Origin of the sequence: Ewingella sp. AOP9-I1-14 (genome assembly GCF_052375995.1) — a bacterium.
GTDB lineage: Bacteria > Pseudomonadota > Gammaproteobacteria > Enterobacterales > Enterobacteriaceae > Ewingella > Ewingella allii.
On sequence record NZ_JBQSVA010000009.1, the window covers coordinates 60,703 to 85,839 of the forward strand.

General features: G+C 54.3%; 25 protein-coding genes. 12 read left to right on the forward strand and 13 right to left on the reverse strand.

The genetic code is table 11. The features are described 5' to 3' along the window. Window positions 1-20: 20 nt before the first annotated feature. Window positions 21-953, reverse strand: coding sequence for an ADP-glyceromanno-heptose 6-epimerase (gene rfaD / locus ACT3RT_RS19920; protein WP_353503835.1), 933 nt, complete (start codon window positions 951-953; stop codon window positions 21-23). Window positions 954-1,196: 243 nt separating this feature from the next. On the opposite strand from rfaD, the gene ACT3RT_RS19925 reads away from it, so the two are divergent. Further along, window positions 1,197-2,393 carry a glycine C-acetyltransferase gene (locus ACT3RT_RS19925; RefSeq protein ID WP_496203622.1) on the forward strand — a complete coding sequence of 399 codons (1,197 nt, stop codon included), beginning with the start codon at window positions 1,197-1,199 and terminating at the stop codon, window positions 2,391-2,393. Between the two features lie 9 nt (window positions 2,394-2,402). Beyond that, a complete protein-coding gene (gene tdh, locus ACT3RT_RS19930) occupies window positions 2,403-3,428 on the forward strand; it encodes an L-threonine 3-dehydrogenase (protein ID WP_034794554.1) in 1,026 nt (341 codons plus the stop codon). A gap of 66 nt (window positions 3,429-3,494) precedes the next feature. On the opposite strand, the gene ACT3RT_RS19935 is transcribed toward tdh, so the two are convergent. From ACT3RT_RS19935 to gpmM, 3 genes are all read right to left on the reverse strand, one after another. Next, complete coding sequence (locus tag ACT3RT_RS19935; RefSeq protein ID WP_496203623.1) at window positions 3,495-4,445, reverse strand: divergent polysaccharide deacetylase family protein; 951 nt, start codon at window positions 4,443-4,445, stop codon at window positions 3,495-3,497. A 2-nt stretch (window positions 4,446-4,447) separates the two neighbouring features. Beyond that, window positions 4,448-5,713, reverse strand: coding sequence for a murein hydrolase activator EnvC (gene envC, locus ACT3RT_RS19940; protein ID WP_496203632.1), 1,266 nt, complete (start codon window positions 5,711-5,713; stop codon window positions 4,448-4,450). Between the two features lie 226 nt (window positions 5,714-5,939). Beyond that, window positions 5,940-7,484: a 2,3-bisphosphoglycerate-independent phosphoglycerate mutase gene (gene gpmM, locus ACT3RT_RS19945; RefSeq protein ID WP_496203624.1), complete on the reverse strand. Its 1,545-nt coding sequence runs from the start codon at window positions 7,482-7,484 to the stop codon at window positions 5,940-5,942. 303 nt (window positions 7,485-7,787) lie between these two features. Here gpmM and ACT3RT_RS19950 point away from each other — a divergent pair, with 303 nt between their 5' ends. The 5 genes from ACT3RT_RS19950 (at window position 7,788) to cysE (ending at window position 10,982) form a co-directional block, all read left to right on the forward strand. Beyond that, window positions 7,788-8,219 carry a rhodanese-like domain-containing protein gene (locus ACT3RT_RS19950; protein ID WP_353503839.1) on the forward strand — a complete coding sequence of 144 codons (432 nt, stop codon included), beginning with the start codon at window positions 7,788-7,790 and terminating at the stop codon, window positions 8,217-8,219. 49 nt (window positions 8,220-8,268) lie between these two features. Beyond that, complete coding sequence (grxC, locus tag ACT3RT_RS19955; RefSeq protein WP_034794565.1) at window positions 8,269-8,520, forward strand: glutaredoxin 3; 252 nt, start codon at window positions 8,269-8,271, stop codon at window positions 8,518-8,520. Window positions 8,521-8,588: 68 nt separating this feature from the next. Further along, the gene (secB, locus tag ACT3RT_RS19960; RefSeq protein WP_034794567.1) at window positions 8,589-9,059 is read left to right on the forward strand and encodes a protein-export chaperone SecB; all 471 of its coding nucleotides are present in this window, start codon (window positions 8,589-8,591) and stop codon (window positions 9,057-9,059) included. Next, the gene (gpsA, locus tag ACT3RT_RS19965) at window positions 9,059-10,078 is read left to right on the forward strand and encodes an NAD(P)H-dependent glycerol-3-phosphate dehydrogenase (protein WP_353503840.1); all 1,020 of its coding nucleotides are present in this window, start codon (window positions 9,059-9,061) and stop codon (window positions 10,076-10,078) included. Before secB ends, gpsA begins: the two co-directional genes overlap by 1 nt. 82 nt (window positions 10,079-10,160) lie before the next feature. Next, entirely contained in the window at window positions 10,161-10,982 is an 822-nt protein-coding gene (cysE, locus tag ACT3RT_RS19970) for a serine O-acetyltransferase (RefSeq protein WP_034794571.1), read from the forward strand. Window positions 10,983-11,045: 63 nt separating this feature from the next. On the opposite strand, the gene trmL is transcribed toward cysE, so the two are convergent. From trmL to cpxR, 3 genes are read right to left on the reverse strand one after another with little or no spacing between them, the layout of a single operon-like run. Beyond that, window positions 11,046-11,519, reverse strand: a complete 474-nt coding sequence (trmL, locus tag ACT3RT_RS19975) for a tRNA (uridine(34)/cytosine(34)/5-carboxymethylaminomethyluridine(34)-2'-O)-methyltransferase TrmL (protein ID WP_353503841.1) — start codon at window positions 11,517-11,519, stop codon at window positions 11,046-11,048. 36 nt (window positions 11,520-11,555) lie between these two features. Continuing rightward, complete coding sequence (gene cpxA, locus ACT3RT_RS19980; protein ID WP_353503842.1) at window positions 11,556-12,926, reverse strand: envelope stress sensor histidine kinase CpxA; 1,371 nt, start codon at window positions 12,924-12,926, stop codon at window positions 11,556-11,558. Next, the gene (gene cpxR / locus ACT3RT_RS19985) at window positions 12,923-13,624 is read right to left on the reverse strand and encodes an envelope stress response regulator transcription factor CpxR (protein ID WP_034794579.1); all 702 of its coding nucleotides are present in this window, start codon (window positions 13,622-13,624) and stop codon (window positions 12,923-12,925) included. Before cpxR ends, cpxA begins: the two co-directional genes overlap by 4 nt. A gap of 151 nt (window positions 13,625-13,775) precedes the next feature. Between cpxR and cpxP the strand changes: the two genes are divergently transcribed. The 3 genes from cpxP (at window position 13,776) to ACT3RT_RS20000 (ending at window position 16,974) form a co-directional block, all read left to right on the forward strand. Then, on the forward strand, window positions 13,776-14,282 hold the full coding sequence (cpxP, locus tag ACT3RT_RS19990; protein ID WP_353504052.1) for a cell-envelope stress modulator CpxP: 507 nt from the start codon (window positions 13,776-13,778) through the stop codon (window positions 14,280-14,282). A 529-nt stretch (window positions 14,283-14,811) separates the two neighbouring features. After that, complete coding sequence (pfkA, locus tag ACT3RT_RS19995) at window positions 14,812-15,798, forward strand: 6-phosphofructokinase (RefSeq protein WP_353503843.1); 987 nt, start codon at window positions 14,812-14,814, stop codon at window positions 15,796-15,798. A gap of 186 nt (window positions 15,799-15,984) precedes the next feature. Continuing rightward, a complete protein-coding gene (locus ACT3RT_RS20000; protein ID WP_396132731.1) occupies window positions 15,985-16,974 on the forward strand; it encodes a sulfate ABC transporter substrate-binding protein in 990 nt (329 codons plus the stop codon). Between the two features lie 147 nt (window positions 16,975-17,121). On the opposite strand, the gene tpiA is transcribed toward ACT3RT_RS20000, so the two are convergent. Together tpiA and ACT3RT_RS20010 are read right to left on the reverse strand one after the other, a co-directional pair. After that, window positions 17,122-17,889 (reverse strand): triose-phosphate isomerase, encoded by a 768-nt coding sequence (gene tpiA / locus ACT3RT_RS20005; RefSeq protein ID WP_034794587.1) that lies wholly within the window; start codon window positions 17,887-17,889, stop codon window positions 17,122-17,124. 133 nt (window positions 17,890-18,022) lie between these two features. After that, complete coding sequence (locus ACT3RT_RS20010; RefSeq protein WP_353503845.1) at window positions 18,023-18,622, reverse strand: DUF1454 family protein; 600 nt, start codon at window positions 18,620-18,622, stop codon at window positions 18,023-18,025. A gap of 149 nt (window positions 18,623-18,771) precedes the next feature. Between ACT3RT_RS20010 and ACT3RT_RS20015 the strand changes: the two genes are divergently transcribed. Next, window positions 18,772-19,191 carry a DUF805 domain-containing protein gene (locus ACT3RT_RS20015; RefSeq protein ID WP_353503846.1) on the forward strand — a complete coding sequence of 140 codons (420 nt, stop codon included), beginning with the start codon at window positions 18,772-18,774 and terminating at the stop codon, window positions 19,189-19,191. Window positions 19,192-19,212: 21 nt separating this feature from the next. Here the strand turns inward: ACT3RT_RS20015 and fpr are convergent, their stop codons facing one another. Further along, window positions 19,213-19,959 carry a ferredoxin--NADP(+) reductase gene (gene fpr, locus ACT3RT_RS20020; protein WP_396132733.1) on the reverse strand — a complete coding sequence of 249 codons (747 nt, stop codon included), beginning with the start codon at window positions 19,957-19,959 and terminating at the stop codon, window positions 19,213-19,215. Between the two features lie 316 nt (window positions 19,960-20,275). Between fpr and emrD the strand changes: the two genes are divergently transcribed. Next, window positions 20,276-21,460, forward strand: a complete 1,185-nt coding sequence (emrD, locus tag ACT3RT_RS20025) for a multidrug efflux MFS transporter EmrD (RefSeq protein WP_353503848.1) — start codon at window positions 20,276-20,278, stop codon at window positions 21,458-21,460. Between the two features lie 75 nt (window positions 21,461-21,535). Here the strand turns inward: emrD and glpX are convergent, their stop codons facing one another. The 3 genes from glpX to ACT3RT_RS20040 form a co-directional block, all read right to left on the reverse strand. Continuing rightward, window positions 21,536-22,546, reverse strand: coding sequence for a class II fructose-bisphosphatase (gene glpX, locus ACT3RT_RS20030; RefSeq protein ID WP_353503849.1), 1,011 nt, complete (start codon window positions 22,544-22,546; stop codon window positions 21,536-21,538). Between the two features lie 168 nt (window positions 22,547-22,714). Then, window positions 22,715-24,238 (reverse strand): glycerol kinase GlpK, encoded by a 1,524-nt coding sequence (gene glpK / locus ACT3RT_RS20035; protein ID WP_034794600.1) that lies wholly within the window; start codon window positions 24,236-24,238, stop codon window positions 22,715-22,717. A 44-nt stretch (window positions 24,239-24,282) separates the two neighbouring features. Next, a complete protein-coding gene (locus ACT3RT_RS20040) occupies window positions 24,283-25,134 on the reverse strand; it encodes an MIP/aquaporin family protein (protein WP_100935182.1) in 852 nt (283 codons plus the stop codon). Window positions 25,135-25,137 lie beyond the last annotated feature (3 nt).

The following is a 25,137-nucleotide window of genomic DNA, read 5'->3' on the forward strand; positions in this document are numbered from 1 at the left end:
CCTTAACTCAACACTGATTATCAGACCGCGCGGTTAAGCCACGTCATGTATTCAGCCACGCCTTCGGCAACGGTTTTGAACGGTTTGTCATAACCCGCGGCGCGCAATGCAGACATATCAGCCTGAGTGAAAGACTGGTAGCGGCCTTTCAGTTTTTCAGGGAATGGAATGGTTTCGATTTGGCCTTTTTGGTGATGTTCGATCACGGCTTCCGCCACGGCCTGGAAGGACTCTGAACGGCCGGTCCCGCAGTTAAATATGCCGGAAACGCCATTCTGCCAGAACCACAGGTTCACTGCGGCGACGTCACCCACGTAGATGAAGTCACGTTTGAAATCTTCGCTGCCAGCGAACAGTTTTGGATTCTCGCCCGCGTTGATCTGGTTGTTCAGATGGTAAGCCACGCTGGCCATGCTGCCTTTGTGGCCTTCGCGCGGCCCATAGACGTTGAAGTAACGGAAACCACAAATCTGTGACTGGGCGTGCGGCAGAATTTCACGCACATATTGGTCGAACAAGAATTTGGAGTAGCCATAGACGTTCAGCGGCTGTTCGTATTTACGGTCTTCCACAAAGCTGGTGCTCTGGCTGCCGTAGGTGGCCGCAGAAGAGGCGTAGAGGAACGGAATTTCGCGCTCAAGGCAGAAGTGCAGCAGGTCTTTGGAGTACTGATAGTTGTTATCCATCATATACTTGCCATCCCACTCGGTGGTGGATGAGCAGGCACCTTCATGGAAAATTGCGTCGATATCACCAAGGTCATCCCCGGCAACGATGCTGGCGATGAAATCTTCTTTGTCGCAATAATCAGCAATATCGAGGTCAACCAGATTGACGAACTTGGTGCCGTCTTTCAGGTTATCGACCACTAAAATATCGCGATATCCCATATCATTAAGCGATTTAATAATGTTGCTGCCGATAAAACCAGCGCCGCCAGTGACGATTATCATGGGACTCACCTTTAATCATTTAGAAAACCGCGCACCATGCGCGGTCTATACAGTTGGCAATATCATAACACTTCATTATGTCAGTCACATTCGGAAGCTATCTGATTCGTTGGATTCTAGTGCATCAGGGCTTAAGGCGTGAACTATGCTACAAAATAAAGAAATTCTGACAGCTTCACTCGTTATTCGTTAGGCGGATTAGTAATGTGTCTGACGAATGAGTCATTTTCAGGAGATAACGTTATGTCCGCTTCGTTTTACCGCCAACTGGAAGAAGAACTTGATCAGGCGCGTGCCGATGGTCTGTTCAAGGAAGAGCGAATTTTGACCTCAGCACAGCAGGCGGAAATTACCGTTGCTGGTGGTGAACCGGTCATCAATTTCTGTGCCAACAACTACCTTGGTCTCGCCAACCACCCTGATCTTATCGCCGCCGCCAAAGCCGGTTTAGACAGCCACGGCTTCGGTATGGCCTCGGTGCGCTTTATCTGCGGCACCCAAGATGCCCATAAAGAGCTGGAAAGTCGCTTGGCCGACTTCCTCTGCATGGACGACGCCATTCTCTATTCTTCCTGCTTCGACGCCAACGGCGGCCTGTTCGAAACGCTGCTGGGGCCTGAAGACGCCATTATCTCAGATGCACTGAATCATGCGTCGATCATCGACGGCGTGCGCCTGTGCAAAGCCAAGCGCTATCGCTACGCCAACAACGATTTAGCCGAACTCGAAGCCCGTCTCGAGCAGGCCAAAGCCGAGGGCGCGCGACATATCATGATCGCCACCGACGGCGTATTTTCCATGGATGGCGTGATTGCCAACCTAAACGGGATTTGCGATTTGGCCGAGCGTTTTGACGCGCTGGTTATGGTCGATGACTCCCACGCCGTGGGCTTTGTCGGCGAGCACGGTCGCGGCACCCACGAATATTGCGACGTGATTGGTCGCGTGGACATCATCACCGGCACCCTCGGCAAAGCCATGGGCGGCGCGTCTGGCGGCTACACCGCAGGGCGCAAAGAGGTGATTGACTGGCTGCGCCAGCGCTCGCGCCCGTATCTGTTCTCCAACTCACTGGCACCTTCCATCGTCGCCGCCTCGCTGAAAGTGCTCTCCATGCTGGAACAGGGCAGTGAACTGCGCCAGAAGCTGATGAGCAACGCCCAGCTGTTCCGCGAGAAAATGACCGCCGCCGGTTTCACGCTGGCTGGCGCTGACCACGCGATCATCCCGGTGATGCTGGGCGAAGCGAAGCTGGCGCAAGAGTTTGCGGCGGCCTTGCAGCACGAAGGCATCTACGTCACCGGCTTCTTCTTCCCGGTGGTACCAAAAGGTCAGGCGCGCATTCGCACCCAGATGTCTGCCGCGCACAGCACCGAACAAATCGAAAAGGCGGTGGACGCCTTCACCCGTATTGGTAAAAAGCTTGGCGTGATTGCCTGAGGAACCTGCATGAAAGCGTTAGCAAAATTAAAGCGTGAAGAAGGTATCTGGATGACGGATGCGCCAGTGCCTGAGCTTGGCCATAACGATCTGCTGATTAAAATTCGTAAAACCGCCATTTGCGGTACTGACGTGCATATCTATAACTGGGATGAATGGTCGCAGAAGACCATCCCGGTGCCGATGGTGGTCGGCCACGAATATGTCGGCGAAGTGGTCGGCATCGGTCAGGAAGTCAAAGGCTTCAACATTGGCGACCGCGTCTCTGGCGAAGGCCACATCACCTGCGGCCACTGCCGCAACTGTCGCGGTGGACGCACCCATCTTTGTCGCAACACGCAGGGCGTCGGGGTGAACCGTCCGGGGGCCTTTGCCGAGTATCTGGTGCTGCCAGCCTTCAACGCCTTCAAAATTCCAGACAACATCTCTGACGACCTCGCCGCCATCTTCGACCCACTGGGCAACGCTGTGCATACCGCGCTCTCCTTCGATTTGGTCGGCGAAGACGTGCTGATCAGCGGCGCTGGCCCGATAGGTATCATGGCGGCGGCAATCTGTAAGCACGTGGGCGCACGCCACGTGGTCATCACTGATATGAATGAATACCGTCTGGATTTGGCGCGCAAAATGGGCGTGACCCGCGCGGTCAACGTCAAAAATGAGACGCTAGAAGAGGTGATGACCGAGCTGGGTATGACCGAAGGCTTTGATGTCGGTCTGGAAATGTCGGGCGCGCCACCGGCCTTCCGTTCCATGCTCAACGCCATGAACCACGGCGGGCGCATCGCGCTGCTGGGTATTCCGCCTTCCGACATGTCGATTGACTGGAATCAGGTGATTTTCAAAGGTCTGTTTATCAAGGGCATTTACGGCCGCGAGATGTTTGAAACCTGGTACAAGATGGCGGCGCTGATCCAGTCTGGTTTGGATCTCACCCCGCTTATCACTCACCATTTCTCTATCGATGATTTCCAGAAAGGCTTTGACGCTATGCGCTCCGGCCAGTCGGGTAAAGTGATTCTGAACTGGGAGTAAGCTCCCGCTGCACCAAAGACAAAGGCCAGCATTTGCTGGCCTTTTGCATTGAAAGCGCGGGATGTTTTACGGTTTTTCCACGCCTTTCGGGGCATCGGCGAACCAGGTGTCCCAAGTGCGCTCAACAAAGGTGACGGCAGGCAGCTGTGCCACGCTCTCACCAATAACCTTGAACATGGTATCGGCATACACCGGCGCCACAGGTTTCTTGCTGGTACAGAGGCGCGCCCCTTTAAACAGCGTTTTCGGCGGCGCGACTTTGGTCGGGTTTTTGCCCGGCGGCGCGCTGCGGGTCGGCTCATTGAGCAGATCGCTTGGACGTACTAAGACGATATCCGACGGCAAGTTCGGTAACATTTGCTGCAACACGCGCACCGTGGTCGGGTGCGGGTGGCCGATGGCGATGGCATAGCCATTGCGGCGCGCAAGCTGGATGGCGCGCTCAAACTGTTTGCGGATCTCAGCTTCGTTCTGCACATCATCTAAAAAGACGTTTCGCTTGATGACGCGCACCTGAGTCCCGGCGGCGGCCTGCACTGACTTGGTATTGCCGATGGTCATACTGTCGAGGAAAAACAGGCTGTGGGTGTTCATGGCCTGCATCACCTTCTCCATACCCGGCAGGCTGGAGGTCATGGCGCTGCCCATATGGTTGTTGATGCCTACGGCGTAAGGGATGCTCTTAATCGCTTGATCCACAATACGTTTCACCTCTTCGCTGCTCATCGACGGCGTTAAGGTATCTTTTTCCAGCGGCTGTTTACTCAGGGGCGCCATCGGCAGGTGGATCAGGATCTCACGGCCCTGCTGGTGGGCTTTCTCCATCATGATGTGCGAGTCTGGCGCATTGGGGAAAATCGCGATGGAGACGGCCTTGGGCATCTGCAACACCTGATTTTCATTCTGTTGGCGGTAACCAAAATCATCAATAAGGATGGCTAATTTCGCTGCCTGAGCCTGACAGGCAAACAGGACGGTGCCGCACAGCGCGGCTAAAACGGACTTTTTATATCGCAATGCTATCTTCCCAACCACGGCTGTGGGTTAACGGCCTGGCCCTGACGACGAATTTCAAAATACAGCGATGGCTGGCCCTGACCTCCGCTGGTACCCACCAGTGCAATGGCCTGACCGGATTTAACCTGATCACCCACGTTCACCAGCGCGCTTTGGTTGTAACCATAAAGGCTCATATCACCTTTACCGTGCTCGATAACCACCACCAGACCGTAGCCCTGCAGCCAGTCGGCCAGCAGAACGCGGCCATCGGCGACGGCTTTGACTTCGCTCCCTTCCCGAGCCGAAATCACGATGCCTTTCCAGCGTAGCTCACCCTGCAGCTGTTCGCCGAATCGGTGCAGAATAGCGCCGCGAACTGGCCAAATATCTTGCCCCGCTGGGCGACCCAGCCCGCCGGTACGCGACACCAGCGCCTGCTCGCCCTGCGTCGGTTTGTAGGTGGAGCCTTTCTTCTTGGCTTGCTGCTCTTTAGCGCGAATAGCCGCGGCCTCTTTGGCCTCTTTCTCAGCGCGAGCGCGGGCGGCGCGCTCGGCGGCGGCAATCTTGTCACGTAGTCGCGTTTCGTTGGCGCGCAGCTCAGACAGGCTCTGCTCATCTTTCTGCAAGGAGCTTTCCAGCGAACTCAGCGTCTGTTTACGCGCTGCGCGGGCTTGTTCGAGCTTCTGCTGCTGGCTCTGCTGTTCGCTCAGCAGGCTTTTCTGCTGGGTCTGTTTGGCTTCCAGCGAGACGCGCTGCGCGGCCAGCGTGGTACGCGTTTGCTTAAGTTGCTCGATAGACTTCTGACGGGCTTGGTTGAAATAGCCGAAATAGGCCAGAATGCGTTCACTGCGCTCGCTCTCTTCGCCACTCAACAGCAGTTGTAACCCACTGTGCTGACCCACGCGGAAGGCGGCATCCAGCTGTTTCGCCAGAATTTCTTCTTGGCTTTTTTGCTGTTTTTGCAGTTTGTCTATCGAGGCATTTAAATTGGCGATGTCTTTATTGAGGGTGGCGAGGGTCGATTGGGTATCACGCAGCCCACGGCTGGCCGAGGCGATGATCTTTTCCTGCGCCTGAAGCTGATCCTGCAACGAGCTGCGCTGCTGTTTTTGCTGCTTAACGCTTTTCTCTTTTTCGGCGATGCTTTGCTGGAGAGTTTTGAGCTGGTCTTTATTGTCGTCAGCGTGAGCAACAAAAGCAGGAACGAGTAACGAGGCGCAAAGCAAAAATGCGGACGCCGGGCTGCCTGATGTCGTCTTATCATTAATAGAAAGACGGTTTTTCATTGCGCTGAAATTGATGAATTTGCTCAAACTTTTTCCTGCTTGCCGACCGTGGATGATAGACAATCTGGCTGTCCTTCAGGTTATCGTACCACTAATCAACAGCCTGATGCACAAACAAAAAAGGCGTACTAGCCGCGCTAATACGCCTTAAAACTGTAGTGTATAACCGACGTCCTTTAAATGGCCGCCATGCTTAAAATGCGGCCCGTTTAGACGTCGTTCAGGACTATTTAACGATAAATAGCGGCTTACCGCTCATTTCCGCTGGGGTTTTCATACCCATCAGCGACAGCATGGTTGGCGCGATATCGGAAAGCTTGCCGCCTTCGACCACCTGCGCGTCTGCGCCGATATAAATCAACGGCACCGGCAGATTGGTGTGCGCGGTGTGCGCCTGCCCTGTTGCCGGGTCGCGCATTTGTTCGGCATTACCGTGATCGGCCGTCACTAGTAGCTGGCCGCCCACCTGTTTCACCGCCTCGACCACTTTGCCAATGCACTCATCCAGCGTTTCCACTGCTTTTACCGCCGCTTCATACACGCCGCTGTGACCCACCATGTCGCCATTTGGATAGTTACAGATGATGGTGTCGTACTTGCCGCTGCCAATGGCGGTGAGCAGTTTGTCGGTCAGTTCCGCCGAGCTCATTTCCGGCTGCAAATCATAAGTTGCGACATTCGGCGACTTAATCAGAATGCGATCTTCACCGGCGAACGGGTCTTCCATGCCGCCGTTGAAGAAGAAGGTGACGTGAGCATATTTCTCCGTTTCGGAGATGCGTAGCTGGGTTTTGTTGTGGGCCATCAGCCACTCGCCCAAGGTGTTTTTCAGTGAATCGGGTGGATAGGCGCACTCGGCATCGATATCGGCGGCGTATTCCGTCAGCATCACGAAATCGCCGAAGTTAATCACCTTTTCGCGGGTGAAGCCGTCAAAGTCGGGGCTGATAAATGCGCGGGTGATTTCACGCGCACGGTCGGCACGGAAGTTCATGAAAATCATCGCGTCGCCGTCTTCCAGCGCGGCATCGGCTTCGCCCGCGCGGCGCAGCACGGTGGCTTTGACGAACTCATCGTTTTCATCGCGAGCATAGGCGGCTTGCAGGGCTTCCACGGCGTTATCGGCGGTGAACGCGCCTTTGGCCTGCGTCATCAGATCATAAGCTTGCTGCACGCGGTCCCAGCGATTATCGCGGTCCATGGCGTAATAACGGCCAATAATGGAGGCGATACGGCCAGTGCCCAACTGCTGGAATTTTTCGCTAAAGCGCTGGAGTGAGCTTTCGGCGCTGCGTGGCGGGGTGTCGCGACCGTCGAGGAAAGCGTGCAGATAAATGGCTTTTGCGCCGCGACGATGGGCCAGTTCAACCATCGCCATGATGTGATCTTCGTGGCTGTGAACGCCGCCCGCTGAGAGCAGGCCCATGATGTGCACGGCTTTGCCAGCGGCCACGGCACGGTCAACAGCTCCTGCCAGCACGGCATTGTCGAAAAAATCACCTTCTTTTATTTCTTTATCGAGGCGAGTCAGGTCTTGATAAACGATGCGGCCCGCCCCCAGATTGACATGACCGACTTCGGAATTGCCCATTTGGCCGTCAGGCAAGCCAACGTCCAGACCCGACGCGGCGATCAGCGTATGTGGGTAAGTCTGCCACAGGCTATCCATCACCGGCGTTTTGGCATTCAGAACGGCGTTGTCTTGTGATTCCTCGCGGTGCCCGTAGCCGTCCAGAATCACCAGTACCATAGGTTTTTTGTTGCTCGACATGTCAAAAGCCTCATTAAAAGAGTAAATGTTGAATAGGCTCGCCGTGGCCCGCAGCACGGGTTTGGCGTGGCTATTCCCACTTTTTGCGAGAGGATTTTACGTCAGAGTGAAAACACAAATAGCCCTGAGAGATCAAAGTTGGGCAATGTATGGATTAACAAGTGGGATAAATGCGTGTTAATTTTCCGAGATATGCCGCAGTTTGTGGCATTAGGAGATGCATACTGGCTGTATTTGCCGCAGCGCGCAGGTATACTCTCAAGCCTTGAATTTTCCCCCAACTGACGGGAGTTGCTACACCCCATGCAAGATATTATGCCGTTCATTAGTGCGCATCCGGTTCTCAGCCTAGCGTGGGTTGCGTTGCTGATTGCAGTAATTGTGACCACCTTTAAGACGCGTTTTTCTAAAGTAAAAGAGATCTCCCGTGGTGAAGCGACCCGCCTGATCAACAAAGAAGACGCCGTTGTGGTTGACGTGCGCGCACGCGAAGAATTCCGTAAAGGCCATATCTCCACGTCTTTAAACGTGTTGAGCGCCGACATTAAGAGCAACAACTTGGGTGAGCTGGTGAAGCATAAAGCACAGCCAGTTATCGTGGTTTGCGCCAACGGCACCTCTTCCCGCGCTGCGGCAGAAGGCTTAGTGAGTGCTGGTTTTGAACAGGTTTATACCCTGAAAGACGGTATCTCTGGCTGGAGCAGCGAAAACCTGCCACTGGCTCGCGGTAAGTAATTGCTTCAAATTACTCAGTAATACATCTACGACACTTGAGGTGGCTACCATGGCTAAAATTGAAATCTATACCAAGGCAACCTGTCCTTATTGCCACCGTGCGAAAGCGTTACTTAACAGCAAGGGCGCGGCTTTTGAAGAAATCGCCATTGATGGCGATGCGGACAAACGTGAAAAGATGATCGCGCGTACTGGCGGTCCTTCTACCGTTCCTCAGATTTTTATCGACGGACAGCACATTGGTGGCTGCGACGATTTACATGCACTTGATGCCAAAGGTGGCCTTGATCCGTTGCTGTGAGCGACATCAGGCAGTTGTGTAATTTAATCAAGTGTTTAAAGGACTATTAACTTAAGGGTACTACTTACATGTCAGAACAAAACAACACCGAGATGGCTTTCCAGATCCAGCGTATCTACACCAAGGATATCTCCTTCGAAGCGCCAAACGCGCCTCAGGTTTTCCAGCAAGACTGGCAGCCAGAAGTTAAACTTGATTTAGATACTGCTTCAAGCCAGCTGGCTGATGAAGTGTATGAAGTGGTACTGCGTGTGACCGTGACTTCTTCACTGGGCGACGACACTGCTTTCCTGTGTGAAGTGCAACAAGGTGGTATCTTCACCATCTCCGGCATTGATGGGAACCAACTGGCACATTGCCTGGGTGCTTACTGCCCGAACATTCTGTTCCCATATGCTCGTGAGTGCATTACCAGCCTGGTTTCTCGCGGTACCTTCCCGCAACTGAATCTGGCACCTGTGAACTTCGACGCGCTGTTCATGAACTACTTGCAACAGCAGGCTGAAGGCGAAGGTGCAGAACCACATCAGGATGCCTGATGAAAACCGTCAATGCTTCAATGACTGTGATCGGTGCCGGCTCATACGGCACCGCTTTAGCCATAACGCTCGCCAGAAATGGCCACAACGTGGTGCTGTGGGGCCATAACGCCGATAACATTCGCACGTTACAGGCTGCTCGCTGCAATCAGGCATTTCTGCCGGACGTTCCTTTCCCTGACAGCCTGGTGCTGGAAACTGACCTCGCCATTGCGCTGGCCGCTAGCCGCAACATTTTGGTGGTAGTGCCGAGCCACGTGTTTGGTGACGTGCTCCAGCAGATTAAACCTCATCTTCGCGCTGACTCTCGTATCGTCTGGGCCACTAAAGGCCTCGAGGCGGAAACGGGCCGTCTGCTGCAAGACGTTGCTCGCGAAATTCTAGGCGATGACATTCCGCTAGCCGTGGTTTCTGGCCCGACCTTTGCCAAAGAGCTGGCAGCCGGCATGCCTACCGCGATAGCGCTGGCCGCCACCGACGCAGAATTTGCTGAAGATCTGCAACAGCTTTTGCACTGCGGTAAGAGTTTCCGTGTCTACAGCAACCCCGATTTCGTCGGCGTGCAGCTTGGCGGCGCGGTGAAGAACGTGATTGCCATTGGTGCCGGGATGTCCGATGGCATCGGCTTTGGTGCCAATGCGCGCACCGCGCTTATCACCCGTGGCTTAGCAGAAATGAGCCGCCTTGGCTCAGCACTTGGTGCTGATCCGTCCACATTTATGGGCATGGCGGGGCTGGGTGATTTGGTGTTAACCTGCACAGACAATCAATCTCGTAATCGGCGTTTTGGCATTATGCTGGGCGAGGGGATGGATGTTCAGGGCGCGCAGGATAAGATTGGTCAGGTGGTCGAAGGCTACCGTAATACCAAAGAAGTCCGTGCGCTGGCACAGCGTTATAACGTTGAAATGCCAATCACTGAGCAAATCTATCAAGTACTGTATTGCCAGAAAGATGCCCGCGAAGCGGCAATCAGCTTGCTGGCTCGTGCCAGTAAAGACGAAAAAAGCAGCCACTGATTGTAAGCCGGGACAGAGCCACTCTATTGGTCACCCGATAGAGCGGCTTTTTATTATCTTATCGAAGCCGTAAGGAACAGTAATGTCGTTAGAAGAGCTGGAACTGGTCTGGAAAAACATTAAATCAGAGGCGAGAGCGCTGGCTGAGTGTGAACCTATGCTGGCGAGCTTTTTTCATGCGACGTTGCTCAAGCATGAAAACCTCGACGGGGCATTAAGCTACATTCTGGCTAACAAGCTGGGCAGCCCGATTATGCCGGCGATTGCCATCCGTGAAGTGGTGGAAGAGGCATACCGCAATGATGCCCAGATGACGCTGTCCGCCGCACGCGATATTCTCGCAGTGCATCAGCGCGATGCGGCCGTGGATAAATACTCTACGCCGCTGCTCTATCTGAAAGGTTTTCACGCGCTACAGGCTTACCGCATTGGTAACTGGCTGTGGAAGCAAGACCGCCAGGCGCTGGCCATCTATTTCCAAAATCAAATTTCAGTCACCTTCGGCGTGGATATCCACCCGGCAGCGCGAATTGGTTGCGGCATCATGCTCGACCACGCGACGGGTATCGTCATTGGTGAAACGGCCGTGGTTGAAAACGATGTCTCGATCTTGCAGTCCGTCACCTTGGGTGGGACAGGCAAGACCTGCGGCGATCGCCACCCAAAAATCCGCGAAGGCGTGATGATTGGCGCGGGTGCCAAGATCCTCGGCAACATTGAAGTTGGCGTAGGTGCCAAGATTGGCGCTGGCTCAGTGGTGCTGCAATCCGTTCCAGCACACACCACGGCGGCAGGGGTTCCTGCCCGCATCGTCGGTCGCCCAGAGAGCGAAAGGCCTTCGATGGACATGGATCAGCATTTCAACGGTATTACGCAAGGCTTTGAGTTCGGCGACGGGATCTAAGTCTGGCTATCAATGGCATGTGTTCACATGCCATTTCTGCTTTTACTTCTACTTAAAACACACTCAGCTTTTAATCAGCGCGCCGGGGTAGTCCATTTGGCGCCAGGCTTCGTATACCACCACTGACACCGCATTCGACAAGTTCATGCTGCGGCTCTCTGGCTGCATTGGAATACGGATTTTTTGATTTGCTGGTAGGTTGTCCAGAATCACCGGCGGTAGCCCGCGCGTCTCAGGCCCAAACAGCAAATAATCCCCGGCTTCATAGCTCACCGCGCTGTGCGCCGGCGTGCCTTTAGTCGTGAGGGCAAAAATTCGCTGCGGGTTCTCACTGCTGAGAAAGGCGTCATAGTTAGCATGATGCTTAATGTTGGCGAATTCGTGGTAGTCCAAACCGGCACGGCGCAGCTTTTTGTCATCCCAGCCGAATCCAAGAGGTTCGATGAGATGTAACTGGAAGCCGGTGTTGGCACACAGGCGGATAATGTTGCCCGTATTTGGCGGGATTTCTGGTTCAAAAAGTACGATGTTAAGCATGCGCCCCCCTGTGAGAGGGCGCAGAATAGCAGAATCTTAACGCTGATGCAGCGGTAGCCAGATGATTAGTCGCAAGCCGCCCAACGGGCTATCTTCGGCTTTCACCCAACCACGGTGCTGTTGTACTGCGGTGTCGACAATCGCCAAACCTAACCCCGTGCCGCCGGACTCCCGATCACGCGCCTCATCGGTACGGTAGAACGGACGGAAAATCTGCTCGCGGTCGGCTTCGCTCACGCCCGGACCGTCATCATCCACCGTGATGGTGATGCCTTCACTGTCGCAGGCGAAGTTCAGCGCGATACGGGTATTGGAGTAGCGAAGCGCATTGCGAACGATATTCTCAAGGGCGCTATCCAGCGCCGCCGGATTACCAAACAGCTTCCACGGACCCGGAGGTACAGGGACTTCCAGCGTTTTGCCCATCTGCTCAGCTTCAAACTGGGCATTTTCAATCACGTCGGCCCATAGCTCATTGGCTTTTAGCGTCTCCCTCGCCAGTTCGTTCTTATGCTGACTGCGGGAAAGCACTAACAGGTCGTTGATCATGCTGTCGAGGCGCTGTGCTTCCGTCTCTATACGCTGCAACTCTTTGCCTTCACCGTGACGGCGGCGCATCAGTGCGGTCGCCAGCTGTAGGCGAGTCAGCGGGGTTCTCAGCTCGTGTGAGATATCCGAGATAAGCCGCTGTTGAGCTGTAACCATGCGTTCAAGCGCGCTGACCATCTGATTGAAGCTGGCCCCGGTCGCCAAGAACTCCTGCGGCCCGGCTTCCAGCTCTGGATGCTGCTTGAGATTGCCTCGTGCCACGTCGTCCGCCGCGTTTTTCAACTTACGAGCAGGTTTCGCCAGACTCCACGACAGCCAGAGCAGCAGCGGGGAACTGATTAACATGGTGACGATCAGCAGCAAGAATGGGCGGTCAAACATCAGGTTGATGAAGTCCCACTGCGGGCTGCTGGCTGGGCGAATCAGGTAGAGCTGATAATTGTCTTCACCGTCGCGAACGGAAAAAGGCCCGACCATTTCAAGACGGCCGTACTTTTTCTTTTTCGGACGATCTGAGTTATCTGACTGCCCGATGAAGTTACGCACCACCTGCATTTCATTGCGCTGCGCACCAATAACGCGGCCTTCGCTGGTGACCAGCAACAGGCGCTGGCCCGGCGGAGCCCATTTTTCGATAGCGCGGAACAGCCGGCGCCACCACATCAGGTCATTTGCCGGGTCGCCCGCCAGCTCGGCTTCAACGTGCTGTTCAATCATCAAGCCTTGCCGCTGTTCACTATCGAGCAGCGGGGTTAATTGGCGTGAATCAAGCTTGGGCACCATTAAAACCAGCATCAAAACTAAGGCAACGGTAAACCAGAAAATCGCAAAAATGCGTGCCGTTAGGCTGTTGATCATGTAGCGGATACCATCAAATAGCCGCGTCCGCGCAGCGTTTTAAACCAAGGATGGCCATCCTGACGATCGGGAAGTTTGCGGCGAAGGTTGGAGATATGCATGTCGATAGCACGGTCAAAAGGCGTCAGGCGTTTGCCCAGCACTTCTTGGCTTAAATGCTCACGCGACACTACCTGGCCTAAATGCTTCGCCAGCAGATAGAGCAGGGTGAATTCAGTCCCGGTAAGGTCGAGCGCGACGCCGCCGAAGCTGGCTTCTTGGCGACCTGGGTTCAACTGCAAGCCATCCACTTCCAGCGTTGGCGAGCCGTTGCTTTCGCCAGTTTGCTGCTGTTCGCTCCAGTTGGAACGGCGCAGCATGGCGCGAATACGCGCGACCAGTTCGCGATCGTTGAACGGTTTAGGTAAATAGTCATCAGCACCGAGCTCAAGGCCCAGAACGCGATCCAGCTCGCTACCGCGCGCAGTCAGCATAATGACTGGCGTTTGGTGGCGTTGACGAAGTTCTTTTAAGGTTTCAATGCCATTTTTCTTTGGCATCATCACGTCGAGCAAGAGCAAATCGATACTGTTATCCAGCTTTTCAAGCGCCTGCTCACCATCGTAAGCAACCACCACATTAAAGCCTTCCATTTCGAGCAATTCTTTTAAGAGTGAAGTCAGTTCACGGTCGTCATCAACCAACAAAATTTTATTCATTGTATTTACCTCTAAGACGCAAAATACGTCATCAATTGCCGCTATTCCATGACTTTACGTACTTTTACATGCACTGACGCATGTTTGCAGCGACCGGTTTAGACTGATTTCCAATGATTCGCGATAAGCGATAAAGATATAGGAGTTAATGATGTCCAAGGTAGCTGCATTAGTTACGGCCTCAATACTGACACTGAGTTCGGGTGTCGTTTTAGCGGATACCGCTAATGTGACGCCAGTGGCACCTTCAGCTCAAGATACCAACATGCTGGACAAGCCTCAGGAACGCAACACCATGTTTGATGGCGTTAATCTGACTGAGCAGCAGCGCCAGCAAATGCGTGACTTGATGCATCAGGCTCGTAAAGACTTACCCCATATTAATGTAGATCAGATGGAAACCATGCATCGTCTGGTCACCGCTGAGAATTTCGATCAAAAAGCTGTTCGGGCACAGGCCGAAGTCATGGCTCAGGAGCAAGTGGATCGCCAGGTTGAAATGGCCCGCATTCGCAATCAGATGTTCAATCTTCTGACTCCCGAACAGAAAAACGTATTAAACCAGAAACATGAGCAGCGCATGCAACAGATGCAGCAGCAAATGGCTGGCTTACAACCTACTTCTGCCCAGAAGCCAAGTAGTATCAGTACCCAGTAATACCCCTGTTTTTCCTTGCCATAGACACCATCCCTGTCTTCCCCACCGAAAGGTGGGGTTTTTTTTGCGGTAAAGCCCACACATTGACGCATTAAATCTGGCGGGGGAACTCCGTTCTTTTTCTCACCTTAGATAAGACATATCTCGTATTATCAGTCAGATGTCGCTTAGAACAATGCTATTCTTAGGATAGTCGCTAATAAAGACGCTGTTTAAAGCCTGCGCGGGTTCTTTTGGCTTTCGCGATTGGCGTCTACATTTAAAGCTCCCTTGAAAGGCCATCAAAGCTCCGCTTTCTGCGAGGAAAATGCCGGAAATATGTTGTAAAAACAGGGTGAATCATTAAATTGCCAAGGGTCAACGCAGTAAGCGTATTCTTGCTGACTTGAATCAATTCAGCGATGGTGTTTTGTTATACTATAAACATCAAACGCCATTAGCCATTTAGTAGTAGTGCCAGCTAGTATCCGGGCCAATAGGCATGCTCAAGAATTCTTAAGAAATTGCATCTACAAGTTCAGAGGTGGTCATGATTAAAAAAATCGGTGTACTGACAAGTGGCGGCGATGCGCCAGGCATGAATGCCGCGATTCGCGGCGTTGTTCGTGCTGCTCTATCTGCAGGATTAGAAGTTTTCGGTATTGAAGATGGCTACTTTGGCTTGTACGAAAACCGCATGCGACCACTGGACCGCTACAGCGTGTCCGACATGATCAACCGTGGTGGTACTTTCTTAGGTTCTGCTCGCTTCCCGGAATTCCGCGATCCTGAAAACCGCAAGGTTGCTCTGCAAAACCTGAAAGACCGTGGTATCGATGGCTTAGTGGTTATCGGCGGTGACGGTTCTTACGCGGGTGCTGACCTGCTGACCAAAGAAGGCGGCATTCGCTGTATCGGCCTGCCAGGCACCATCGATAACGATGTAGCGGGTACTGACTACACCATCGGCTTCTTCACCGCGTTGGGTACTGTGGTTGAAGCGATCGACCGTCTGCGCGATACCTCTTCTTCTCACCAACGTATTTCCATCGTTGAAGTGATGGGTCGCCACTGTGGCGATTTGACTCTGGCCGCTGCGATTGCCGGTGGTTGCGAATTCATCGCCATCCCAGAAGTTGAATTCAAACGTGATGATCTGGTTGCTGAAATCAAAGCCGGTATCGCCAAAGGTAAAAAGCACGCCATCGTCGCTATCACAGAAAAACTGGATGATATCGACGAGCTGGCTAAATACATCGAGAAAGAAACCTGCCGTGAAACTCGCGGTACCGTTTTAGGGCACATTCAACGTGGTGGCGCACCAGTCGCTTACGACCGTATTCTGGCTTCTCGCATGGGTGCTTATGCTGTTGACCTGCTGCTGGAAGAAGACCGCGACTACACCCAGGGCGGTTTCTGCGTCGGTGTTGAAAACGAAAAAATGGTTCATGAATTAATTTCTATCTGTATCTCTCCAGAAAATAAGAAAAGTAAATTCAAAGAAGACTGGTACGACACGGCTAAAAAATTATTCTAAAACAGATAATTACTTAGTGATAAAGCCTCCACGCGTGGGGGCTTTTTTTTGCCCGAAAAACAGTTATTCCTGAATGGAATAGAAAAATACTTTTTAGTCTTTAGTTGTTCGATTTTTCTCTGGCAGGCTCTAGGCATCTAATACGATAAATCCAATCCATTGAAAGAATTTCTGGGAGAGAGTGAGATGCGTAAATGGGGTGTAGGTCTGGCATTACTGCTGGTGGCGACGGGCGCAATTGCGAAAGATGTTCAGATTCTGAACGTGTCTTATGATCCGACGCGTGAATTCTACGAGCAATACAACAAGGCGTTCAGCAAATACTGGCAGGGTAAAACCGGCGACACCGTAACCGTGCGTCAATCTCACGGCGGCTCTGGCAAGCAGGCGACCTCCGTTATCAATGGTATCGAGGCTGACGTCGTCACCCTCGCGCTGGCTTATGACGTGGATGCCATTGCCGAACGCGGCCGTATCGACAAAAACTGGATCAAGCGCCTGCCGGACAACTCCGCGCCTTACACCTCCACCATCGTTTTCCTGGTGAAGAAGGGCAACCCAAAACAAATTCACGACTGGAATGATCTGATCAAACCGGGCGTGTCTATCATTACGCCAAACCCGAAAACCTCGGGCGGCGCGCGCTGGAACTATCTGGCGGCGTGGGGCTACGCCCTGCATCACAACAACAATGACAAAGCGAAAGCTCAGGAATTCTTGAAAGCCTTGTTTAAAAACGTTGAAGTGCTGGACTCCGGCGCACGTGGCGCAACCAACACCTTCGTTGAGCGCGGCATCGGCGACGTGCTGATTGCATGGGAAAACGAAGCCTTGCTGGCAACCAAGGACCTGGGCAACGACAAGTTTGAGATTGTGACGCCAAGCGAATCCATTTTGGCTGAGCCAACCGTCTCCGTGGTGGATAAAGTGGTCGACAAGCGCGGCACTCGCGAAGTGGCCGATGCTTACCTGAAGTATCTCTATTCCACTGAAGGTCAAACCATCGCGGCGGAAAACTACTACCGTCCGCGTGACCCAGCCGTTGAGAAGAAGTTTGCCGCTGAATTCCCTAAACTGAAGCTGTTCACTATCGATCAGGTGGCAGGTACTTGGGCCGAAGCGCAGAAAGACCACTTCTCGAGCGGTGGGATATTCGACCAAATCAGCAAACGCTAAATGCCCGTCATACTTGGCGCTGTCTCGGCGTTGGCTGCGGTTGCTTACCCGAATCACTGACCAGATATCGCTGATAATAAAAAACCCGGCTCTGCGAAGAGACCGGGTTTTTTTATGCTGACGCCGCAAGTGCGTCAGAAAAGTGGATTAGGCTTTTTTCGCTTCAGCAGCGGCTTTCACGATAACCGCGAAGGCATCAGCTTTCAGAGAAGCACCGCCAACCAGCGCGCCATCGATGTCTGGCTGAGTGAACAGTTCTGCCGCGTTAGCTGCGTTTACAGAACCGCCGTACTGGATGATCACTTGTTTAGCGATTTCAGCGTCTTGTTTAGCAACGTGGTCACGGATGAATTTGTGAACCGCCTGAGCCTGAGCTGGAGTGGCAGATTTGCCGGTACCGATAGCCCAAACTGGCTCATAAGCGATAACCGCGCCTTCGAAGGCTTTAGCGCCCAGCGTGTTCAGCACGGCGTTCAGCTGTTTTGCACACACGGCTTCAGTTTGACCCGCTTCGTTTTCTGCTTCGGTTTCACCGATGCACAGCACTGGGATCAGGCCAGCGTCTTTCAGCACGCCGAATTTCTTAGCAATGAACTCGTCACTTTCTTTGTGATAAGTACGACGCTCAGAGTGACCGATGATGATGTATTTCGCACCGATGTCTTTCAGCATGTCGGCAGAAGTTTCGCCGGTGAATGCGCCAGACAGGTTGGTGTCAACGTTCTGTGCGCCAAGCGCAATGCGGCTGCCCGCCAGCGCGTGTTTCGCCTGTGACAGGTAAACTTCTGGTGGTGCGATAGCAACGCCACAACCTTCAACCGTGCTCAGCTCATTGCGCAGCGCAGCGATCAGTTCGTTAACCATGTGGGTGCTGCCGTTCAGTTTCCAGTTACCCATCACTAATGGATGTCGCATGTTTTTTCCTCCAAAAGGGGACGCGAGTGTCGATTAAAATTTCTGCCAAACAAGCAGATTACCTGCCCAATAGTATAGAGAGGATCACAACTAAAGGCTTTGCTTTTTGTCATTAATTGCCGTTATCCAAGGCTTATGAAAGCGCGAGTTTTACCGGCTCTACGGCGAAGGTCAGCCCCTTCTCGCCGTTATCTGAAATCACGTAACGAATCGCGCCGACCTGCTGTTGGTAGAACTGCTGGCCTTTGCCTTTGTCGATCAGCGACGCCACTTTCGCCACGCTTTGCTCCACTGTCAGGGTACCGTCAAACTCGCGCATTAGGTTCGCCATGTAGCTGATAGCCAGCGTGCGCGCGGCTTTGGCCTCCGGCCCTTGGATGGGCAGGTAGGTGATTTGCAGGGTTTTGATTTTCCCGGTGCCTTTCTCCAATGCTGTAGAAGCATAGAGATTCTCATTAATCTTGCTGGCAGCGCGGGTCAGCAGGTCATTGCCGGTTTTGTCGGTAATGGCGCGGAATTCGCTGATCTGCTGACTCGGGTTGGCCGCGTTATATTTTTCGCGAAAGCTCACCAGCGTCATTTCGAAAGTCGGGGCGCCCGCCAGTAGATAAGGCGCTTTCGGCATCTCCTCGACGGTCTGGTGCTCGGCGGGTGGTTCCGCATTGGCCTGATTCAGCCCTGAAATCAGCAGCAGCGCGGGAAGCGCGAGGCGAAGAATGAAGTTTGCAGTCATAAGCCTGTTCTGTTTTGAAGCGATACCCGATTAGAGCGGGGATCAGGGGGCAATGTCAAAAGGAGTGCGTAAACATTGTCGGCATCTGGCCGGGCTGGGTTACACTTTGCGGCAGTTTTCTGACCCGACTTTGATGGAATGCTTCCCCGATGACCCTGCAACACGCACTCTTTTCATTTAATGGCCGCATGGGCCGCCGTGAGTTTTGGATTTGGATGGTCAGCTGGCTGGTGCTGATGGTGGCGGTGTTCACCTTTGCCGACAGACAGTGGATCGAAATCCAATCCGCCGCTTTTGCCGTGGTGGTTTTGCTGTGGCCCACCGCCGCGGTGATGGTGAAACGCCTGCACGACCGCAATAAATCGGCCTGGTGGGCACTGCTGTTTATTCTGGCGTGGATGCTGGCGGCGGGCCATTGGGACATGATCCCGACCCTGTGGCAGTGGGTGGTCGGCAGGCTGCTTCCGGCGGTGATTTTCGTGATGCTGATTATCGATTGCGGCGCTTTTGTGGGAACGCCGGGCACAAATCGCTTTGGCCCGGAAGCAGAGAGCGTTAGGTTCAAATAGCCTGCGGCTCTAATCTTGATCTTACCAGTAATGCTCGCTGGTCATATGGCCCGGTTTGCGTTTCAAATGCTTACGCATTCCGCGGCTGTCTTTGAGGATTTGCTGGGTATCGCGCACCATCTGCGGGTTGCCGCACAGCATAATATGGCTGTCTTCGGCATCCATTTTCAGCCCCACGGCGGCTTCCAGCGAACCATCTTCAATCAGCGCCGGTACGCGACCCGTCAGCGATCCCGCCACTTCTTCACGGCTCACCACGGTCTGAATATGCAACTTGCCGTTATAGCGCTGCTGAAGCTGCTGCATCAGCGGCAGGTAGCTGAGGTCTTGCGAGAAGCGCGCGGCGTGCACCAGCACGATGTTCTTGAAGCGATCTAGCCCGATGCCTTCCTGCAAAATGGATAAGTACGGGCCAATGGCCGTGCCGGTCGCCAGCATCCACAGGGTGTCGCATTCTGGCACTTCATCAATGACGAAAAAGCCCGCAGCCTCTTTAGTGACCTGAATTTCACTGCCAATCTGCATGTCGTTCAGGCGAGGGCTGAGCTTGCCTTCCGGGACAGTCACCAGATAGAACTCAAGATTGGGATTGCTTGGCGCATTAACGTAGGAATAGGCGCGCTGGACGCGTTCACCGTCGATTTCTAACGACAGCTTAGCGAACTGGCCCGCGGTGAATGCATCAATGGGCGCACTCACCTGAATACTGAACAGGGCATCTGTCCAGCGGTCGACTTTGGTGATGCTGCCTGTAACCCAATCAGCCATAAAAAAGTACTCCGTGTTAAGTCCATGGTGCAGCGCGTCGGCGCTTCATTTACCTCGCTGATTTTATTTCACATTCACCGAATCCATTATCGATTAAATGTTATCAACCTGTTTACGACGGGTAAGAGATGCTCGCGTGTCGTACCGTTATCTTTACGAAACTGGCACTAAAGCCCGCCACTGGCGTAAACAGAGTTTTCCGCCTGCCTCTCGCTTATTCCTACGGTTTTGTTAATTTATGCGCCGACTGCTTACCCCACCGAAACTGGCTCAATATGCTGGTATTCGGATGCCTTAATGGTTAATGAACTAGAAAATGAAAAAACTGGAAAATATTCACCTGCTGGTGATGTTGATTTTGCTGGTGGCCGTAGGGCAGATGGCGCAAACCATCTATGTGCCGAATATCGCGGATATGGCATCAAGCCTGGCCGTAAAACCGGGGGCGGTTCAGCGAGTGATGGCGGCCTATTTAATCGCTTACGGCTCGTCACAGCTCATCTACGGGCCGCTGTCGGATAAGATTGGGCGCAAGCCGGTGATCCTCACCGGGATGATGATTTTTCTAGTCGGCGCCGCCACCGCCATGATGGCGCAGAGCCTGACGATTTTAATTATTGGTAGCGCCGTGCAGGGTATGGGCACCGGCGTGGCGGGCGTGATGGCGCGCACCATGCCGCGCGATTTATACAGCGGTGGCGCGTTACGTCAGGCCAACAGCCTGTTAAACATGGGGATTTTGGTCAGCCCGCTGGTCGCGCCAATCATTGGCGGCGCGCTGGCGGCGTGGCTGGGCTGGCGCGCCAGTTTTGGTTTCCTGTTATTGCTGTGCGCCGGCGTGGCGTTTTCCATGTATCGCTGGCTGCCAGAGACGCGCCCGGTTAACGATGAGCCGCGCGGTATGCTGAGCAGCCTTCACCTGCTGCTGGCGGACGGCAACTTCAGCCGCTATCTCGTGATGCTGGTGGGGGCTTTGGCGGGCGTGGCGGTGTTTGAAGCCAGCTGCGGGGTGCTGATGGGCGGCGTGTTGAAGCTCAGCGCGATGACCGTCAGCCTGTTGTTTATTCTGCCTATTCCGGCGGCCTTCTTCGGCGCGTGGTATGCCGGGCGGGCGGAGAAGAGCTTCAACCAGCTGATGTGGCACTCGGTGATCAGCTGCCTGCTGGCGGGCGTGCTGATGTGGATCCCTGGCTGGCTGGGCGTGATGAACATCTGGACGCTGATTGTTCCGGCGTCGCTGTTCTTCTTCGGTGCGGGGATGCTGTTCCCGCTGGCGACCACCGGCGCGATGGAGCCTTTCCCCTATCTCGCTGGCGCGGCCGGGGCCTTGGTGGGCGGCATTCAGAATATCGGTTCCGGGCTGGTGGCGTGGATGTCAGCCATGCTGCCGCAAACCGGGCAGTTCAGCCTTGGCCTGCTAATGTTCGCCATGGCGTTGCTGATTCTGCTCTGCTGGTGGCCGATGGCCAATCGCCAGCAGGAGCAGGGGCATACCATCTAACTCAGCGCGCGAAACATAAAAAAAGCAGAGCTATGGCTCTGCTTTTTGCTTTTATGGCCGAGTTAAACCCGCCAATTAGATGATGAACTCGTGCAGAGCAGCATCTTTGCGGTCAAGGAAGTGGGTAGAGCGAATGCGGCGAATGGTGCGCGATTTGCCGCGGATCAGCAGGGTTTCGGTGGTCGCCATGTTGCCTTTGCGGCTAATGCCTTCCAGCAGGTCGCCCTTGGTGATGCCGGTTGCCGAGAAAATCACGTTGTCGTTGCGCGCCATGTCGTCGAGCTGCAACACCTTACCGGCCTCAATACCCATCGCCTTACAGCGCACCAGCTCTTCTTCGCCAATGCGGCGGTTTTCTGGGGTGTCGCCTTTCACATCGTGACGCGCCAGCAGGCGGCCCTGCATATCGCCGTCCAGCGCGCGGATCACCGCCGCCGAAATCACCCCTTCCGGCGCGCCGCCGATGCCATACAGCACATCAACTTCGCTCTCCGGCATACAGGTCAGAATGGTTGCGGCGACGTCGCCGTCGGGGAAGGCAAACACGCGCACGCCGGATTGCAGCATGGCGCGAATAGCCTCGTCGTGGCGCGGTTTGGCCAGGGTCGCCACGGTCAGTTCGCTCAGTGGTTTACCCAAGGCTTTGGCGATATTTTGCAGATTTTCCGCCAGCGTCAGGTCTAAATTAATCGCGCCTTTAGCGCCGGGGCCGACGGCGATTTTTTCCATGTACATGTCAGGGGCGTTGAGGAAGGAGCCTTTGTCGCCCACGGCCAGCACGGCCAGCGCGTTGGACTGGCCCATGGCGGTCATGCGCGTGCCTTCGATGGGGTCAACTGCGATATCCACCGCGTCGCCCTTGCCCGTGCCAACCTGCTCGCCGATGTAGAGCATCGGCGCTTCGTCAATCTCACCTTCGCCAATGACGATTTGCCCGTCGATGTCGACCTTATTCAGCATAATGCGCATTGCCTGCACGGCGGCGTTGTCGGCGAGATTTTTGTCGCCACGGCCGAGCCATTTATAGCCAGCCAGCGCGGCGGCTTCGGTGACGCGGGAGAACTCGATAGCTAATTCACGTTTCATGGATAAACCCATTCGAAGAAAAATAAGGTGGGTGAGGCAAATGCTCATCGCTGGGGCGGATTTTAGCATAGGGGCAGGGCAGAAAAAGCGCATAAAAAAACTCCCCGTTAAGGGGAGTTTGCTTGGAGCTGATGATGGCGGGTTCCGCGAGAACCCGACCGGACGCGATCACTCGTCGTGATCTTCCCATGAACGCACGCGCGCCACGGCTTTCTGCCAGCCTTTGTAGCGGAAGTTACGCTCGGTGGTTTCAATGCTTGGGCGGAATTCACGTTCGATAGTGGCTTTGCTGCGCACTTCGTCCAGATCATTCCAGAAGCCCACTGCCAGACCCGCCAGGAATGCGGCACCCAGCGCGGTCACTTCCAGCACCGCCGGACGCTCAACGCGCGTGCCGAGGATGTCAGACTGGAATTGCATCAGGAAGTTGTTAGCCACCGCGCCGCCGTCCACGCGCAGAGCCTGCAGGCGTGCGCCCGAGTCAGCTTGCATGGCGTCCAGCACGTCGCGAGTCTGGTAAGCGATAGATTCCAGCGTGGCGCGAATGATGTGGTTGCTGTTGGCGCCACGGCTCAGGCCGAAGATAGCGCCACGGGCATACGGGTCCCAGTAAGGTGCGCCAAGGCCCGTGAAGGCCGGCACCACGTACACGCCGTTGGTGTCTTTAACTTTGCCCGCGAAGTACTCGGAGTCGGTGGCGTCGCTGATCAACTTCAGCTCGTCGCGCAGCCATTGAATGGACGCACCGCCGACGAATACCGCACCTTCCAGCGCATAGTTCACTTCGCCGCGAGGGCCGCAGGCGATGGTGGTCAGCAGGCCGTTTTTGGAGGTTACAGCTTCAGTACCGGTGTTCATCAGCAAGAAGCAGCCGGTGCCATAGGTATTTTTCGCCATGCCTTTCTGCACGCAAAGCTGGCCGTACAGGGCTGCCTGCTGGTCACCGGCAATACCGGCGATTGGAATACGCGTACCGCCTTTACCACCAATGTTGGTCTGGCCGTAAACTTCAGAAGAAGGGCGAACTTCCGGCAGCATTTCGCGCGGAATATCCAGCACTTCCAGCATGCGCTCATCCCATTTCAGGTCATGGATGTTGAACAGCATGGTACGTGAGGCGTTAGTGTAATCAGTAACGTGAACGCGTCCCTGAGTCATCTTCCACACCAGCCAGGTGTCGACGGTACCGAACAGCAGCTCGCCACGCTTAGCGCGTTCGCGGGAGCCTTCTACGTGGTCCAGAATCCACTTCACCTTGGTACCGGAGAAGTAAGGGTCAACCACCAAGCCAGTGTTTTCACGGATGTACTCTTCCATCCCGTCCTTTTTCAGCTTCTCACAGATGTCAGCTGTACGACGGCACTGCCAAACGATGGCGTTATAAATGGGTTTACCGGTCTCTTTTTCCCACACGATGGTGGTTTCACGCTGGTTGGTGATACCAATACCGGCGATTTGGTCAGAGTTGATGTCCGCTTTTGCCAGCACTTCTACCAGCACTGAGCTTTGCGAAGACCAGATCTCCATTGGGTCATGCTCGACCCAGCCGGATTTCGGATAAATTTGGGTAAATTCGCGCTGGGAAACGCTGACGATATTGGCGTCATGGTCAAGCACGACCGCGCGGGAGCTGGTGGTGCCTTGATCGAGCGCGACGATGTATTTTTTTTCGTGAGTCGTATCTGCTGACATAATAATATTCCTACGAATTAGAGAGCTGTGAACAATATAGCCAATTACGCTTTACGCTGTTTTGATGCCTGCTGGGCCGCTTTCTCTTCCGCTTCCTCATTGATTTCGTAAGGCAGGTGGCGACCAACCAGCGTCTTATAACCTACAGCACCCAGAGATGCGCCAATCAGCGGGCCAAAAATCGGGACTAAGAAGTAAGGGATGTCACGCGCGCCGGTGAAGGCCACTTTGCCCCAGCCTGCGAAGTAGGCGAACAGCTTAGGACCGAAGTCACGAGCAGGGTTCAGGGCGAAGCCGGTCAATGGACCCATTGAAGCACCGATAACAGCGATCAGGATACCGATTAACAGCGGAGCCAGCGGGCCACGCGGGATGCCGTTGCCGTCGTCAGTCAGGCCCAGAATCAGCGCCATCAGCACGGCGGTGATCACCACTTCAACCAAGAATGCCTGCAACACGCTGATGTGTGGGTTCGGGTAGGTAGAGAAGATGCCTGCCAGATCCAAACTCTCGACGCTGCCGCGCACCATATTGTGGCTTTGTTCGAAATCGAAGAACAGGTTGTAGTACAGACCGTAAACCAGAGCGGCGGCGCAGAAAGCCCCCGCAACTTGCGCGATGATGTAAGGCAGAACTTTGCGTCCTTCAAAGTTCGCGAACAGGCAAAGCGCGACAGTGACTGCTGGGTTAAGGTGAGCGCCAGACACGGCTGCGGTCAGGTAGATGGCCATCGCCACACCAAAACCCCAGACGATACTAATTTCCCACTGGCCAAAGCCTGCGCCGGCAAGCTTCAATGCAGCAACACATCCTGCACCAAAGAAAATGATAAGCCCGGTACCTAGAAACTCAGCGATGCACTGACCTTTTAATGTGGAACTCATGGTTTGGCTCATAGT

Coding starts and splice junctions, on each gene's coding strand:
- pfkA (WP_353503843.1), top strand. CDS start 14,812: ATGATTAAAAAAATCGGTGTACTGACAAGTGGCGGCGATGCGCCAGGC.
- grxC (WP_034794565.1), top strand. CDS start 8,269: ATGGCTAAAATTGAAATCTATACCAAGGCAACCTGTCCTTATTGCCAC.
- cpxR (WP_034794579.1), bottom strand. CDS start 13,624: ATGAATAAAATTTTGTTGGTTGATGACGACCGTGAACTGACTTCACTC.
- cysE (WP_034794571.1), top strand. CDS start 10,161: ATGTCGTTAGAAGAGCTGGAACTGGTCTGGAAAAACATTAAATCAGAG.
- tpiA (WP_034794587.1), bottom strand. CDS start 17,889: ATGCGACATCCATTAGTGATGGGTAACTGGAAACTGAACGGCAGCACC.
- glpK (WP_034794600.1), bottom strand. CDS start 24,238: ATGTCAGCAGATACGACTCACGAAAAAAAATACATCGTCGCGCTCGAT.
- tdh (WP_034794554.1), top strand. CDS start 2,403: ATGAAAGCGTTAGCAAAATTAAAGCGTGAAGAAGGTATCTGGATGACG.
- ACT3RT_RS20040 (WP_100935182.1), bottom strand. CDS start 25,134: ATGAGCCAAACCATGAGTTCCACATTAAAAGGTCAGTGCATCGCTGAG.
- ACT3RT_RS19950 (WP_353503839.1), top strand. CDS start 7,788: ATGCAAGATATTATGCCGTTCATTAGTGCGCATCCGGTTCTCAGCCTA.
- gpmM (WP_496203624.1), bottom strand. CDS start 7,484: ATGTCGAGCAACAAAAAACCTATGGTACTGGTGATTCTGGACGGCTAC.
- cpxP (WP_353504052.1), top strand. CDS start 13,776: ATGTCCAAGGTAGCTGCATTAGTTACGGCCTCAATACTGACACTGAGT.
- emrD (WP_353503848.1), top strand. CDS start 20,276: ATGAAAAAACTGGAAAATATTCACCTGCTGGTGATGTTGATTTTGCTG.
- ACT3RT_RS19925 (WP_496203622.1), top strand. CDS start 1,197: ATGTCCGCTTCGTTTTACCGCCAACTGGAAGAAGAACTTGATCAGGCG.
- envC (WP_496203632.1), bottom strand. CDS start 5,713: ATGAAAAACCGTCTTTCTATTAATGATAAGACGACATCAGGCAGCCCG.
- glpX (WP_353503849.1), bottom strand. CDS start 22,546: ATGAAACGTGAATTAGCTATCGAGTTCTCCCGCGTCACCGAAGCCGCC.
- rfaD (WP_353503835.1), bottom strand. CDS start 953: ATGATAATCGTCACTGGCGGCGCTGGTTTTATCGGCAGCAACATTATT.
- secB (WP_034794567.1), top strand. CDS start 8,589: ATGTCAGAACAAAACAACACCGAGATGGCTTTCCAGATCCAGCGTATC.
- ACT3RT_RS20010 (WP_353503845.1), bottom strand. CDS start 18,622: ATGACTGCAAACTTCATTCTTCGCCTCGCGCTTCCCGCGCTGCTGCTG.
- gpsA (WP_353503840.1), top strand. CDS start 9,059: ATGAAAACCGTCAATGCTTCAATGACTGTGATCGGTGCCGGCTCATAC.
- fpr (WP_396132733.1), bottom strand. CDS start 19,959: ATGGCTGATTGGGTTACAGGCAGCATCACCAAAGTCGACCGCTGGACA.
- ACT3RT_RS20015 (WP_353503846.1), top strand. CDS start 18,772: ATGACCCTGCAACACGCACTCTTTTCATTTAATGGCCGCATGGGCCGC.
- cpxA (WP_353503842.1), bottom strand. CDS start 12,926: ATGATCAACAGCCTAACGGCACGCATTTTTGCGATTTTCTGGTTTACC.
- ACT3RT_RS20000 (WP_396132731.1), top strand. CDS start 15,985: ATGCGTAAATGGGGTGTAGGTCTGGCATTACTGCTGGTGGCGACGGGC.
- trmL (WP_353503841.1), bottom strand. CDS start 11,519: ATGCTTAACATCGTACTTTTTGAACCAGAAATCCCGCCAAATACGGGC.